Source organism: Kitasatospora sp. NPDC008050 (assembly GCF_042957465.1).
GTDB lineage: Bacteria > Actinomycetota > Actinomycetes > Streptomycetales > Streptomycetaceae > Kitasatospora.
This window is the reverse complement of record NZ_JBIBIJ010000024.1, coordinates 80,463-93,917: the sequence shown is the minus strand read 5'-3', so window position 1 is coordinate 93,917 and position 13,455 is coordinate 80,463. Positions and strand designations below refer to the sequence as shown.

Annotated in this window: 10 protein-coding genes; 1 reads left to right on the top strand and 9 read right to left on the bottom strand. The window is 71.6% G+C overall.

Annotated elements, in window-relative coordinates; all coding sequences use genetic code 11:
• Positions 1 to 28 precede the first annotated feature (28 nt).
• On the bottom strand, positions 29 to 514 hold the full coding sequence (locus ACFZB9_RS33015) for a DUF1453 domain-containing protein (protein WP_391453369.1): 486 nt from the start codon (positions 512 to 514) through the stop codon (positions 29 to 31).
• A gap of 143 nt (positions 515 to 657) precedes the next feature.
• Positions 658 to 2,769, bottom strand: coding sequence for a type IIA DNA topoisomerase subunit B (locus ACFZB9_RS33010; protein ID WP_391453367.1), 2,112 nt, complete (start codon positions 2,767 to 2,769; stop codon positions 658 to 660).
• A gap of 501 nt (positions 2,770 to 3,270) precedes the next feature.
• On the opposite strand from ACFZB9_RS33010, the gene ACFZB9_RS33005 reads away from it, so the two are divergent.
• Positions 3,271 to 3,501 (top strand): hypothetical protein, encoded by a 231-nt coding sequence (locus ACFZB9_RS33005; protein WP_327066977.1) that lies wholly within the window; start codon positions 3,271 to 3,273, stop codon positions 3,499 to 3,501.
• A gap of 240 nt (positions 3,502 to 3,741) precedes the next feature.
• Here the strand turns inward: ACFZB9_RS33005 and ACFZB9_RS33000 are convergent, their stop codons facing one another.
• The 7 genes from ACFZB9_RS33000 to ACFZB9_RS32970 all read right to left on the bottom strand — a co-directional run bounded on the left by ACFZB9_RS33000 (position 3,742) and on the right by ACFZB9_RS32970 (position 13,226).
• A complete protein-coding gene (locus ACFZB9_RS33000; protein WP_391453365.1) occupies positions 3,742 to 4,623 on the bottom strand; it encodes a S1 family peptidase in 882 nt (293 codons plus the stop codon).
• A gap of 237 nt (positions 4,624 to 4,860) precedes the next feature.
• Positions 4,861 to 6,483 carry an RNA polymerase sigma factor gene (locus ACFZB9_RS32995; RefSeq protein WP_391453363.1) on the bottom strand — a complete coding sequence of 541 codons (1,623 nt, stop codon included), beginning with the start codon at positions 6,481 to 6,483 and terminating at the stop codon, positions 4,861 to 4,863.
• 432 nt (positions 6,484 to 6,915) lie between these two features.
• Positions 6,916 to 7,848 (bottom strand): FadR/GntR family transcriptional regulator, encoded by a 933-nt coding sequence (locus ACFZB9_RS32990; protein WP_391453362.1) that lies wholly within the window; start codon positions 7,846 to 7,848, stop codon positions 6,916 to 6,918.
• Positions 7,849 to 8,081: 233 nt separating this feature from the next.
• Positions 8,082 to 8,819 (bottom strand): hypothetical protein, encoded by a 738-nt coding sequence (locus ACFZB9_RS32985; protein ID WP_391453361.1) that lies wholly within the window; start codon positions 8,817 to 8,819, stop codon positions 8,082 to 8,084.
• 4 nt (positions 8,820 to 8,823) lie between these two features.
• The gene (locus tag ACFZB9_RS32980) at positions 8,824 to 10,158 is read right to left on the bottom strand and encodes an ATP-binding cassette domain-containing protein (RefSeq protein WP_391453359.1); all 1,335 of its coding nucleotides are present in this window, start codon (positions 10,156 to 10,158) and stop codon (positions 8,824 to 8,826) included.
• 224 nt (positions 10,159 to 10,382) lie between these two features.
• On the bottom strand, positions 10,383 to 11,126 hold the full coding sequence (locus ACFZB9_RS32975; protein WP_391453357.1) for an NUDIX domain-containing protein: 744 nt from the start codon (positions 11,124 to 11,126) through the stop codon (positions 10,383 to 10,385).
• A 144-nt stretch (positions 11,127 to 11,270) separates the two neighbouring features.
• On the bottom strand, positions 11,271 to 13,226 hold the full coding sequence (locus ACFZB9_RS32970) for a glycogen debranching N-terminal domain-containing protein (RefSeq protein WP_391453406.1): 1,956 nt from the start codon (positions 13,224 to 13,226) through the stop codon (positions 11,271 to 11,273).
• Between the last annotated feature and the right edge of the window lie 229 nt (positions 13,227 to 13,455).

Below are 13,455 nucleotides of genomic sequence, written 5' to 3'. Positions count from 1 at the left end.
GCGGTCCTTCCAGGGTGGCGGTGATGATTCAGACCAGCGCGCGCAGGTTCTGCGAGCCATCCAGCGTGTGGGCCCTCCAGTTGACCACGACACCGCGCACCAGCAGCAGCGCGCCGAGCGTGAGCAGCAGCGAGCTGGAGCTCTGGTGCACGTGCATCGCACTGCCGAGCCCGTACAGGCCCACCCGCAGGACGATCAGGCCCGCCCAGGCGGCAACCGTCGCCACGGTGCCCTTGACCCAGATCGCGCCGTCGCTCTCCCGCCAGATCCTGACCGTCCAGCCCCAGGTCGAGCCCATGGCCAGCACGACCACGACCGAGGCGAGCAGCAGGCCGATCGCCGCCCCCCGGTGGGCCGGGTCGATCAGGTGCGGATCGCGCAGCGCCAGCGCGCCGAGGATCAGCGGGAGGACCCAGAAACGGCGCTCGGTGTTGAGCTTGCGCGCCTGGAACTGGCGGCGGGCGATGAAGACGACCACCACGAGAATGATGAGGATGTTGCCCAGCGCGACCATCGGAGCGCTCCATCTCGAACGGAGAGGTTTCTGACACTCCAGACGCTACGGATCGCGCGCCGCCGGCTGATCGGCTCCAGGGTTGATTCAACGCCGAGGGGGGCTCTCCACCCCTGGGTGGAGAGCCCCCCTCTGGATCACCCTCAGGCGTCGATCCGTGAGCGGTCCAGGGTGGCCGCCGAGTCGACGATGAACTCCTTGCGGGGGGCCACGTCATTGCCCATCAGCAGGTCGAAGACCTGCTCGGCGGCGGGCAGGTCGCCGAGGTTGATCCGGCGCAGGGTGCGGTGGCGCGGGTCCATGGTGGTCTCGGCCAGCTGGTCGGCGTCCATCTCGCCCAGGCCCTTGTAGCGCTGCACGGGCTCCTTCCAGCGCAGGCCCTTGGCCTGGAACTCCAGCAGGGTGCGGCGCAGCTCCGCGTCGGAGTAGGTGTAGTGGTACTTCTCCTGGCCGCGCTTGGGGTTGGTGAGCTCGATCCGGTGCAGCGGCGGGACCGCCGCGAAGACCCGGCCCTGCTCGACCATCGGCCGCATGTAGCGCTGAAAGAGCGTCAGCAGCAGGATGCGGATGTGCGATCCGTCGACATCGGCGTCGGCCATGAAGATCACCCGGCCGTAGCGGGCCTGGTCGATGTCGAAGGTGCGGCCCGAGCCCGCTCCTATCACCTGGATGATCGCCGCGCACTCGGCGTTCTTGAGCATGTCCGAGACCGAGGCCTTCTGGACGTTGAGAATCTTGCCGCGGATCGGCAGCAGGGCCTGGAACTCGGAGTTGCGGGCCAGCTTGGCGGTGCCGAGCGCGGAGTCGCCCTCGACGATGAACAGCTCGCTGCGCTCCACGTCGTCGCTGCGGCAGTCGGCCAGCTTGGCGGGCAGCGAGGAGGTCTCCAGCGCGGTCTTGCGGCGCTGGGCCTCCTTGTGCTGGCGCGCTGCCACCCGGGTCCTGGCAGCTGCCACGACCTTGTCCAGCACCGCCCTGGCCTGGACCTTCTCGTCCTTCTTGGACGAGGTCAGGAAGGCCTTGAGCTCCCGGGCGACCACCGCGGCCACGATCCGGTTGGCCGCCGAGGTGCCGAGCACCTCCTTGGTCTGCCCCTCGAACTGCGGCTCGGCCAGCCGGACGGTGACCACGGCCGTCAGGCCCTCGGTGGCGTCGTCCTTGGTGATGTCGTCCTCGGCGACCCGCAGCAGCTTGGCCGCGCGCAGCGCCTCGTTGACCGTCTTGGCCAGCGAGCGCTCGAAACCGGTGACGTGGGTCCCGCCCTTGGGCGTGGCGATGATGTTGACGAAGGAGCGCAGCGTGGTGTCGTAGCCGGCGCCCCAGCGCAGCGCGATGTCCACGCCGAGCTCGCGGGTGACCTCGGTGGGGGTCATGTGGCCGAGCTCGTCCAGGACCGGAACGGTCTCCTTGAAGGTCCCCTCACCGCGCAGCCGCAGCACGTCGCAGACCGGCTTGTCGGGCGCCAGGAACTCGCAGAACTCGCCGATCCCGCCGTCGAAGCGGAAGGTGGACTCCTCGACCTTGTCGCTCTCCGTCAGCCGTTCGTCACGCACGACGATGGTCAGCCCGGGCACCAGGAAGGCGGTCTGTCGGGCGCGGTTGTGCAGGTTCTCCAGGGAGAGCTTGGCCTCCTTGAGGAAGATCTGCCGGTCGGCCCAGTAACGGATCCGGGTGCCGGTGCGGGTCTTGGGCACCTTGCGGGCCTTGGTGATGCCGCTGGCCGGGTCGAACGGGGCGTCCGGGCTGAGTTCGGTGAACACGCCCGGGGTGCCGCGGCGGAAGCTGATGGCGTGGGTGTGACCGCTGCGGTCCACCTCCACGTCCAGTCGCGCGGAGAGCGCGTTGACCACGGAGGCGCCGACGCCGTGCAGGCCGCCGGAGGCCGCGTAGGACCCGCCGCCGAACTTGCCGCCCGCGTGGAGCTTGGTCAGCACGACCTCGACGCCGGACAGCCCGGTCTTCGGCTCCACGTCCACCGGGATGCCGCGGCCGTTGTCCCGTACCTCCACCGAGCCGTCGTCGTGCAGCACGACATCGATCCGGTCGCAGTACCCGCCGAGCGCCTCGTCCACCGCGTTGTCGATGATCTCCCAGAGGCAGTGCATCAGGCCGCGGCTGTCGGTGGAGCCGATGTACATGCCGGGCCGCTTACGGACCGCCTCGAGCCCCTCGAGGACGAGCAGATGCCGAGCGGTGTAGTTGGATCCGTCTTCCGTGGCACGCAGGGCAGGCGGCACGGTCGTTTCGGCGCTCACGCGGTGCACTCCTCCAAAGAGACTTCTGACTCGGTCCGGCGATTCCCGGATCTCCCCCGGCGGCACCCGCTTTCGCGCACAGCCGGCCACTGCATGATCCGCCCCGACTCCGCAGCTTGTACGCGCTGCGCGAACACGGGTCGAGCCCGGTCCGCTCGGCGGGAGCGCCATCTCGCCCGCGCCCGACGGGTCCTGGCGGACCGTCGAGCCGTCCGCGAGCGCTGGAACTGCCGAGATGCAGGCTACCCGGGCTTGGGGCGGGGCTTATGCTCCAACCCAATAGGGGATTATGCTACGCCCACCTTCGGACAACAGTTCGAAGGTGCGTTCGAGTGATGGACAGGTCGCGGATTCCGGCGCGCATGAACCACCGGTGCCCGGGGCACGTCCTCATCAACACAGCAGAATCCTCAGAGAAGAAAAGCCACGAGCGGGAACGTTTTCGGCCTGGTTGGATGTTGACCCTGGTACGACAGCTCGTCGAGCTAGAGAAGAGGCGACGTGACTACTGTTCTGACACCTGCGAGCCCGCTCACCGCGGCTGACCGCTGCGACCGCTGCGGCGCCCAGGCATACCTGCGCGTCGTACTGGCCAGCGGCGGAGAGCTGCTCTTCTGCGCCCATCACGGGCGGAAGTTCGAGCCGGAGCTCAAGAAGATCGCCGTGGAAATACAGGACGAGAGCGGTCGTCTCGCCACCACGGCGGCCTCAGCCGCCAGCGACGAGCGCTGAGCGTTCGGCGCTCCCTTGACGCGCTGAGGTCGGCCCTTGCGGGCCGGCCACTGGGCGGTGGGCCGCAGGGCCTGCCGCCCAGCGTCATACCCGGAACCATCACTGCGTGACCACCTGGTCACTTCAAGCGATGGGTGCCGCGGCAACAAGAGCATCACATCCGGGAGCTGAGCCGCCGTCGGCCCTGACCGAGCCGAGCGGCGACGCTTCCCTTCCCGTCCTGGTCACATGCCGTCCCGATCACAGCTGGGTGCCGACCTCGTCCGCGACCGCGGACAGCCGGGTGTAGACGCCCGGGTGGTTCGCCTCCGCGCAGCCGGTCCCCCACGAGACCAGGCCGACCAGTCGGCCGTTGACCACCAGCGGGCCGCCGCTGTCGCCCTGGCACGCGTCCTTGCCACCCCGGGCCTCGCCGGCGCAGACCATGCCGCGCGCATCGAAGGCGCCGTCCGGTCCGCCCGGGTAGTCGCGCGCACACACCGAGTCGGCCACCATCGGGACGTCGACACTGCGCAGGCTGTCGGCGTACCGCGCGCGGCCGGTGGTGTCGCCCCAGCCGTACACCTGCGCCCGCGTACCGGGGGCATACGGCAGCGTCTCGCCCTGCCCGATCATCGGCAGCACCGCCCGGCCGTTCTGCGGGGTGGCCAGCGTGAGCACGGCGACGTCCTGCATGTTCTGCTGAAACGAGTACTGCGGGTGGACCCAGACGTTGGTCACGGGCACCTCGGCGCCGTCCTGACCGGTCAGATCGGTCCGGCCGACGATCACCCGCAGTTCCGGACGCTCGACGATGCGACCCTCGCGCTCGTCGTAGAAGCAGTGCGCGGCCGTGACCACCTTGGTAGGGGTGACCAGCGTGCCGCCGCAGAACTGGCCCGAGCGGGTGTCGCCGAACTGCGGCCGACTGGCCACCGCGACCATCCACGGCCGCTGGAGGGTACTGTCCGTGCGGCCACCCACGATCCGGCGGTCCGCCTGGGCCGGCGCGGCACTCACCGAGACCAGCGCCACCGGCAGCGCGGTCAGCAGGGCGGCGACCACCACCCGCCGCCGGGGCGCCGACCGCGGGTGCGGCGTGCGGCGGACATCGAGGCCGGTCGAAACGGACGAGATGGACATCACAGTGCACTCCGGGCGATTCGGCAGCAGGCAACCGCCACAGCGTAGTCACAATCTCACCCTGAGTTTCCATCAGTGGGCGTTCAAACACCCGGACGAGGGATATCCATGGCGGCCGGATGACGCCCGTGGCACGGCCGCGTGCCCACCACCCGGGGCCCGGAACGCGGCAAGGCCCGGAGCAGACGAGCTGCTCCGGGCCTTGCCGGTACCGCTGGCCGGATCGACCAGGTGGGGTCAGTCCAGGTAGTCGCGCAGCACCTGGGAGCGCGACGGGTGGCGCAGCTTGGACATGGTCTTCGACTCGATTTGGCGGATGCGCTCACGGGTGACCCCGTAGACCTTGCCGATCTCGTCCAGCGTCTTCGGCTGACCGTCCGTCAGGCCGAAGCGCATCGAGACCACGCCGGCCTCGCGCTCGCTCAGGGTGTCGAGCACCGAGTGCAGCTGCTCCTGGAGCAGGGTGAAGGAGACCGCGTCGGCCGGGACGACCGCCTCGGAGTCCTCGATCAGGTCACCGAACTCGCTGTCGCCGTCCTCGCCGAGCGGGGTGTGCAGCGAGATGGGCTCGCGGCCGTACTTCTGGACCTCGATGACCTTCTCGGGGGTCATGTCGAGTTCCTTGGCCAGCTCCTCCGGGGTGGGCTCGCGGCCCAGGTCCTGGAGCATCTGGCGCTGCACGCGGGCCAGCTTGTTGATGACCTCGACCATGTGCACCGGGATACGGATGGTGCGGGCCTGGTCGGCCATCGCGCGGGTGATCGCCTGACGGATCCACCAGGTCGCGTAGGTCGAGAACTTGTAACCCTTGGTGTAGTCGAACTTCTCGACCGCACGGATCAGACCGAGGTTGCCCTCCTGGATCAGGTCCAGGAAGAGCATGCCGCGACCGGTGTAACGCTTCGCCAGCGAGACCACCAGGCGGAGGTTGGCCTCCAGCAGGTGGTTCTTGGCCCGGCGGCCGTCCTCGGCGATGATCTCCAGCTCGCGCTTGAGCTTGGGGGCGAGCTTGTCGGCCTGGCTGAGCTTGTCCTCGGCGAACAGGCCGGCCTCGATGCGCTTGGCGAGCTCGACCTCCTGCTCGGCGTTGAGCAGCGGAACCTTGCCGATCTGCTTCAGGTAGTCCTTGACCGGGTCGGCGGTGGCACCGGCGACGGCGACCTGCTGAGCGGGCGCGTCGTCCTCGTCATCGTCGGAGAGGACGAAGCCCTCCGACTCCTCCTCCGGCTCCGCCTCGCCGTCGGCCTTGCCGGCCGGCGTCGCGGCCTCCTCGAGCAGCTCATCGTCGCCGAGGAGCTCCTCGTCGCCCTTCTCGCCCTTGGCGGCGGTCTTCTTCGCGGCCGCCTTCTTGGCGGGAGCGGCGGCCTTCTTCGCCACGGCCTTCTTCGCGGGCGCGGCAGCGGCGACCTTCTTGGCGACCGTGGAGGTCGGGTCGAGGTTCGCCTGCGCGCCCAGCGTGGTGTCCACCGTGACCGACACCACGGAGGCGACGGCCGCGGGGGCCACCGTCGCGGCGGGCGCGATCCGAACCGGGGGCTTGGTCTGGGCAACAGGGGTACGCGTGGTGACCGCCTTGGTGGCGGTGCGCTTGGTGGTGCTCTTGGCCGCGACGCTCTTGCGCTTGGCGGCGGACGGCTCGGCCGCGCTGACCATCAGGTCCACCCCTTCCTCAATCAACACCTGGTTGAGGCTGCGCATGACGTTCTTCCACTTGGTGACCGGGATCTGGTCCGCCTCGAAGGCCTGGCGCACGTCGTCACCGGCGATCTGCCCCTGGGCCTTGCCCCGCTCGATGAGCGCAAGCAGGGCCGCGGACTCTGCGATCTCGGGGGGGAGCGAACGGGATGTGCTGGCCGACACGAACAACCTCTCGGACGAAGAGTGGACTCGAACCCATACCGGACCGCCCGAGTGGGCGAGGAGGAAAGACGCGCCACAGGGCACGACAGGTTCCGACCGGCTCGGACTTGAGGACTGGGTTTGCAGGACGCTGGGTATGTGGGACGGCAGCAGCGCCGCAGACCAACACAGCATTCTGACATGGCGCGGGTATTCCGGAGCTGCTTCCGCTCCGTACACATCGCTGCCGCTCCCCAAGTGTTACGCATGCCGCTCGTGGCACAGGTCACACGCCTCCCCGGCTGAGGTCCCCGGACCATCGGCCGCCACAGCGGCGGGCCCTCCGGGTGGGCCCGACGCGTCTCGCGCGGGCTTCCGGAGGGCTCTGTCCAGATCCGATGGCTCCGTGGTCGGCCTCACTCAGTGATCACGACTCGGTGTTCGCGGCCCGGACTAGTGCTCGCGAGGCGCCGGCACCGCGTGCTCGACGTCCGGGTGCACGGTGAGCAGCGCACGCATGGCCGCCTCGGCCGCGGTGCCGTCCCCCGTGCCGAGCGCGTCGACCAGGCGGGCGTGCAGGCTCACCGAGGTGTCCGACGGCCGCTCGCAGGCGATGGCCGGACCACCGCTGACCTGGAGCGCGGCGGCCACGATGCTGGAGAGGTGCTCCAGCATCCGGTTGCCGGCCATCTGCAGGACCAGGACGTGGAGCTCGGCGTCGGCGCGGGAAAAGGTGATCAGATCACCCTGGGCCGCCGCATGGCCCATGATCTCGGTCATCTCGGCCAGCCGCTGCTGGATCTCCTCACGGCCGTGCCCGGCGGCCAGACGGGCGGCCAGCGGCTCGATCGCCCAGCGCATCTCGAACAGCTCGCGGCGCTGCTCGTCGCGCTGCGGACCGAAGGCGCGCCACTCGATGATGTCGGGGTCGAGGAGGTTCCAGTCGGCGACCGGACGCACCCGGGTGCCGACGTTGGGGCGCGCGCTGACCAGGCCCTTGGCCTCCAGGACGCGCAGTGACTCGCGCACCACGGTGCGCGACACCTCGAAACGCTGACCGATCTCCTCGGGCACCAGCGGGCGATCAGCCCCGAGGTCACCGGAGACGATCATCTGACCGAGCTGCTGGACGAGCTGCCCGTGCAGCCCGCGGCCTCGGCTGCTGGCAGTCTTGCGGCCGACCCGGGCGAGGTCACTGTCCGCCCCGTCCCAGCGAGGGACGGGAGGGGTCGGCCGATCGGCGTAGGAGAAACGGTCGAGCTCGCTGGCGCCGGGCGCGGTGGACTCGGCGGTGCGGGCGACGGTCATGGCGGGGTGCGCAAGGGTACTCACACGTCCTTTGTCGGCGATCGGCGGGCACGACTTGAGGATTCTCGTGAAAAGCACACGAAAGGGTGATCGCCCATGGTTGGATAATTGACTTCTTATTAGGAAGAAATGGCCATATCGGGCAGTGAGTTGCGCGTTGATCGCCGACGCCCGCGACCTTGGCTCGCGGCGGCTCCAGGGACAGGCCGAACCACTCTCCCGGACTGGGCCGGACGACTGACGGGGCGTAGGGCCGCAGACCGGTCGGCGGGCAGCGGCAGCCCCGGCCGGCAGGAGCGGCAGCAGGCCGGTCAGTACGAGCGGCGGCGGGCCTGGACCAGCAGACAGGTCACCAGGAGCAGCGCGGTCGGCAGCAGCAGCACGGTGAGCGCCTGGGCCGAAGCGGTCGGCCCCCAGTTCAGCCCTTCATGCTGCAGCAGGTCCAGCATCCGGGGCAGGGCGAATCCGTCGACCAGCATCGGCAGTGCGCAGAACAACAGCACCCCGGCCACCGCGCTACGGGTCAGCGCCGCGGTCAGGATGCCGATCCAGGCGGCCGCGACGACCAGTGCGGTGAAGATCGCGAGTGCCGGCAGCGGGCGGTGGTCGGTGCGGAACAGATGGGGCAGCAGCAGGCGTGCCGGTGGGCTGACGGGCGCGTTCGCCACTCGGACCGTCAGGGCACCGACCAGGAAGGACGCCAGGGCGAGCAGCGCTGCGACGGTCCCGACGACCGCGAGCTTGGCGAGCAGCAGTCGCAGCCGGGACGCGTAGCGGACCTGCGAGGCCGCCAACCCGGGGCAGCGGACCTCGTGGGCCGAGGCCAGTGCGCCCAACACCCCTGCTCCGAGGGCCGCGAGCGGGAGCCCGAGCAGCGGGAGCGCGCCCGTGACCAGTCGCATGCCCTCGGACACGTGCAACGGACCGGGGGCGATCCGCCTGGCGAGCAGGGCGGTCTGGGCGGAGCCGGCGAGCAGCGTGGCGACGAGGATCAGCCAGGTCGACCGAAGACCCAGCAGGCGTCGGACTTCGTAGGCCAGTACGCGCACGGGATCATCCGTTCCAGTGGTCGGGCCCGGTCAGGGGCTGGGGGATCGGTTCGGTGACGGGATCGGCAGCCGCCACCGGGGCCGGGAGCAGCGCGGCGGGCCCGGTCGGGGCGGACGGCGCGGGGCCCGACAGCGCAGCGATGGACTGCTCCGAAGTGGCCTGCACAGGGGGGGCCTGCACAGGGGGGGCCTGCACAGGGGTGGACGGCGCGGGAGTGGACGCTGCGGCGTCGAGCGCGAGGCCGGACGTGGAGCCGGGCGTGGAGGACACCGGAAACGACTGGGTGGCGGCGCGGTCGGCCGGGGCCGAGGCCGGGAGGGCCGTCTGCGCTTCGGCCGCAAGCGCCTGCCCCGGCCGCCCGGCAGCCAGGACCACGGTCCGGTCCCGGGCGGTGAGCGAGGTGACCCGGCGCAGTTTCACGGTGGACACCAGCCCCGACTGGGCCACCGGCGGCAGGACCGCGCGGGGCGCCGGCTGCTCGACCACGCGATCGGCCAGTTCGTGCAGCAGGATGCCGCTGCGGTAGGCGAGCTCGCCGATCTCGGTGCGTCCGAGGCCGCTCACCGCGAGGCCGGCACCGCCGTCCCGGCGGACCTCGGCGCCCTGGGTCACCAGCAGGTCCGCGAGGCGGGCCATCTGGGGGCCACGAACCGACACTTCGGGCTGCAGCCTGGTGCGGCGGAACTCGGCGACCGGCTGGTCCGCGACCATCCGACCGGCGTCCAGTGTCACCACCCGATCGGCCAGCAGAGCCGCCTCCCGAGGCTCGCGAGTCGTGACCACCACCGATCCGCCGCCGGCTGGGAAGGCCCGGATGAAGGCGTGCAGCCACTCGGCGTTACGTGGTGACAGCCCCTCGGACGGCGCGTCCAGCAGCAGCGCCTCGGGGGCGCCCAGCAGGGCGACGGCCAGCGCGAGGCGGCGGTTCATGCCCGGCGAGAAGGAGCGCAGACGGTGCTCGGCGACGCCGGCCAGCCTGGTCTGCTCCAGCAGTTCGTCCGCCCGTCGCGCCGGGACGCCGACCGCGGCGGCCAGCATCCGCAGATGACCGCGGGCGGTACGGCCGGGGCTGCCGGGCAACTGGTGCACCGTCTGCAGGAGCACGCCGACCTCGCGTTCGGGGCGGCGCAGTCGACGGTAGGTGCGCCCGTTGAAGAGCGTCACGCCCTTGCCGCGCTCCAGCTCCAGCATGAGCCGCAGCGTCGTGGTCTTGCCCGCATCCTCGGGGCCCAGCAGCACCACCACCGAGCCGGGGCCCACATCGAAGCTGACGTCGGCCACCGCGGGGTCCTGGCCACGGCGGTAGACCTTGGTGAGTCCATGGACCTGGATCGTCACTGGCTGCTCCCACGTGCTCCGGCTGCCCTGGCGGCGCGTCCGCTCCGGTTTCAGCACCTGCTCCGGATTCAGCACCCTAGGGCGAACATCGGGAGATTTCGGGCATTGCGGAGATGGCGCGGGCCACCCGGCCGTCCAGCTCACTCGATCAGGGGACAGCGGCCGCACCAGCGTTCGCCCCAGGGCGCGATCAGCGGCAGTGGCCGCTCACACGCCGGGCAGGTTCACGACTCCGGGCGCAGCATCGGCGGGTTGAGCACAGTCGCTCCGCCGGCCGTGAACAGCTGAGCCGGACGCCCGCCCTGACGAGTCGTCGTACCGCCCGACGGCACCAGGAAGCCGGGGGTGCCGGTCACCTTGCGGTGGAAGTTGCGCGGGTCCAGCACCACGCCCCAGACCGCTTCGTAGACCCGGCGCAGCTCGCCGACCGTGAATTCCTCGGCGCAGAAGGCGGTGGCCAGCGCGGAGTACTCGATCTTCGACCGGGCACGCTCCACACCGTCGGCGAGGATCAGCGCGTGATCGAAGGCGAGCGGCTCGCGATCAGCCAGGCCGGGGCCGAGCAGCTCGCTGACCGGCGCCCAGCGGGCTCCGCGCGCGTCACCGCCCGGCTTGGGGGTCGGCAGGTCCGGGGCCAGTGCCAGGTGGGCCACGCTCACCACGCGCATCCGCGGGTCGCGCTGTGGGTGCCCATAGGTGGCCAACTGCTCCAGGTGCGCCCCGGCCGCCGCCTGACCGGCCGAGGAGTGGGCACGCAGGCCGGTCTCCTCGGCAAGCTCGCGCGAGGCCGCCTCGCCGAGCCCCTCGCCCGGGCGCACGAAGCCGCCGGGCAGCGCCCAGTAGCCCTGGAAGGGAGGCTCGCCCCGGCGTACCAGCAGCGCGCAGAGTTCGTGCTCCCGGACCGTCAGCACCACCAGGTCGACCGTGACAGCGAACGGGGGAAAGGCCGACGGGTCATAGCGCGACATGGCCTCGATCATAGTCGTCTTTCTGACGATAAACACGGGGTGGCAGTAACCGAACCGAGCGTGAGGCTTCGGGGCGGGCCAGCCGAGCCGCAGAGCCGAGCAGCGCAGGCGTCGGACTCGCTCGCCCGAGCGACTGACGCGAAGTCAGCTCGCGCCCAGTTGCAGCTCCGAGGAGGCCTCCTCGACGACGGCCACACCGATTCGGCTCACCCGGACCGAGAACGGCTCCCCCGCAACCCGAAGGCCGCCCAGTTCGAGTTCGCCGAGGGGCGCGGTGCTGGCCGGACGGACCACCACGCGCCTGGCCGGCACGTCGGGCCGCACTCCGGCCAGCGCGAAGACCGCGTGCGCGGCTCCCGCCGCGGACCCGGCGGCCGGGCGGCAGGCGGCCGGATGCGGCACCGGCGGGCAGTCCGGCAGCCGCTGCTCCCCGGCATACATTTCCGGCAACCGCCCGGCGAAGTGTGCGGAAGCCGCCAGCAGCCCCTCCAGCAGGGCTCCGGCCTCGCGCTCGAAGCCGGCCTCGGCCAGCCCGGCGATGGCGAGTGCCGTCTCCTGGACCCGAACCGCGCCACTGCGGTGCCCCAGCGGATTGAAGCGCGGGGACTTGGCGCTCAGAGTCCGCAGCCCCCAGCCGCAGTCCAACTCAGGAGCGGCCAGCCGCTGGGCCAGCAGCCGGGTCTGCTCACGGTCGAGCAGCCCCGGCAGCGCGGCTCCCTCCGCCGCGAGACCCAGGTCGAGGAGATGGACGAAGGAGGCGGTCACCGCGGACAGCGGGCGCCCATCGACGGTCAGCGCGGCGGCCGGGCGCCCGCCAGAGAGGTCGTCCACCCAGAACCGCTCGCGGAACCGCCCCCGCAGGCCCGCGGCCCACTCCCGCCAGGCCGCGGCTCCCGGCCGCCCGAACGCCTCCAGCAGCTCGGCGCCGTGCAAGGCGGCCCGATGCGCCTGTGCCTGGACCTCGCAGCGGGCAGTCGGTGGCTGCCCCGTGCGGTCGTCCTGATGCCGGCCGAGATCGGTGACGAAACCGTCGATCGTGCTGCTCGCCAGAGTCGACCGCAGCGCACCCAGGGCGCGCTCGACAGCCGGCAGCAGCTCCGCGACCTCCGACCGGGGCAGGCCCCAGCGCCAGGCCTCGGCCAGCACCGTGACGAAGAGCAGGGTCGCCTCGGTGGCCGTGCAGGACGGCGGCAGCTCGGGGCCCGCGTGGCGCAGTGGGCCGGGGATGATCCCCTCCCCTTTGCCACCAGCCGCGCTCGCCGTCTGCTGGCGGCGAGCCAGGGCCCGCAGTGTGCCACCCGCCAGCCGGGCGCCGAGCGGCAGGGTGAAGCGGGCCGCCCAGAGCGCGTCGGCGGGCGCCAGCCCGAACCGCCAGGGCGCGCCTGACGCCGTGTAGAGGTCGGTCGGCCGGTCGGAGTCGGCGAGCAGCAGGCCGCCGAGCGCGTCCAGCGAACGCCTGACGAGGACTTCGGCGCGGGGATCGTCGCAGCGGATCGCGAGCTCGGTCCACGGCGCGGGCACCCCGGCGCCGCGGCCGATCGGAGGGCGGGAGGCGGTCGCAGCGGCGGTCTCGACCTCCACCCGCAGCTCCACCGACCAGCGGGCGCCAGGCTGCACCTCCAGATCCCAGCGGAGCACCCCTGCCCCGGCCAGGACCGCGTGCGGCGAGGGCTTGGCGCTCACGGTCGCACTGTGCCCGCGACCGATCCAGCGCAGCCCGGAGGACTGGACCTGGCCCGCCACGTCCGGCGGCCTGGCGCCGGCGGCGATCTCCGCGAGGCTGCCGAGATCCGTCCCGAGCGCGATCTCCAGCGGCAGTCGGGCGGCTCGGCCACCGGCGTTGCGCACCGTGAGGGTCTCCACCCCGTCGGCATGGCGCAACCGCTCCACGGTGAGTGCCGGATCAGGGTCGAGTTCACCGGGCACCCGCACCGCTCCGAGGAACCTGGCCTGTGCCGCCGAGGTGAGGGCGCCTTGCAGGGCGAGCGGCTCGACGCCACCGACCCGCACCTCCATCCGGCTCAGCGTGCGGATGCCGGACCGGAAGAAGCCGTGCAGCCCGTGACCGCGCAGCTGGCCATCGGTACCGGAGGCGGCCATCGCCGGGGCACTGACGCAGAGGACGTCCGTGTGCGGCAACGCGGGTAGTCGGCGTGCCGGCGCCGCGGGGCGGCCGGGACCGGCGACGAGCGGGTCGGGCCGCCCCGGCGTGGGCCTGGAGCCGCCGACCGTCTCGGCCGGTAGCGCGGTCTGGGCTGGCCTGGGGGCCGTCACCGGACTCTCCTCCTGTCGAGCGGAAGTCCGGGCCCGCAGGCCACGGCTACCGCAG